Origin of the sequence: uncultured Algibacter sp. (assembly GCF_947495675.1) — a bacterium.
Lineage (GTDB): Bacteria > Bacteroidota > Bacteroidia > Flavobacteriales > Flavobacteriaceae > Algibacter_B.
In genome coordinates this window covers 1-869 of sequence record NZ_CANLZX010000053.1, presented here as the reverse complement: position 1 = coordinate 869, position 869 = coordinate 1, and the positions used below count along the sequence as shown (strand labels likewise).

Annotated in this window: 1 protein-coding gene; it reads right to left on the bottom strand. The window is 38.7% G+C overall.

Features of this window, described 5'->3' with window-relative positions; genetic code table 11:
- A partial coding sequence (locus tag Q0842_RS16050) for a LamG domain-containing protein (protein ID WP_298500506.1) occupies positions 1–869 on the bottom strand: 869 nt, incomplete at both ends.

Genomic DNA, 869 nt, shown 5'->3' with positions numbered 1-869 from the left:
GATGTCATTGGGTAGTAACCTATTAAATTACTCCATGGCACTTTTGTTTGTGTTGAAAAATCTATAATGTCTTTTGGTATTACTGTACCTTGAACTTGTCCTGAATTATTAGTAATCTCTTGATAAACCTGAGTCTGGATTTGATCTGTGGTTAAAGCTATATCATAAACTCTTACCTCATCTATATTACCACTAAAATATTGTATCGTTGGACTTGCTTCTCTTGACAAGCGTCCTACCTCAAAATTCCCATTCCATAAACTCGAATCTGCCAGTATTGTCTCGCCAACTAATGATCCATTTGTAACTGTAGATATCATCTTTCCATCTACATAAATGGTTTGGGTACCTGTTGCACTTGAAAAGGTGCCGGCCACATGATGCCACTCGTTATCACTAATACTTATGCCATTTATAACGTTTGTAGCACCTGATGCTGTTCGAATACCGAAAGATAGCGTATTGCCATGCTTACGGTATAACCTGCAGGATACATCCTCGCCAACTATAGTCCTGTCTGTTACGCCTGCTTTTGACTCTAACTTTACCCAAGCCATTATACTTAATTCACCCAAACCTTGTAGAAGTGCTTCGCCTGATAAATAATCATCGACGCCATCAAAATCTATGGTCGCTATAATTGGGGGATTTACATCAAACATATCTCGATAATCTAAATCACCACCCGATGCTAAATCGCCATCGGCATCTGGTAATATGCTTAAATCGGTTGGGTCTTCTATATCTTCATTAACATCTAAAACTGCATCATTAACACCATTGGTTTCAAACACATTATCCAATCCATCAGTATCTGTATCGCTTCCGCCTAATGCATTTGCCATACCGTTCTCTTCTATATCGGGAGT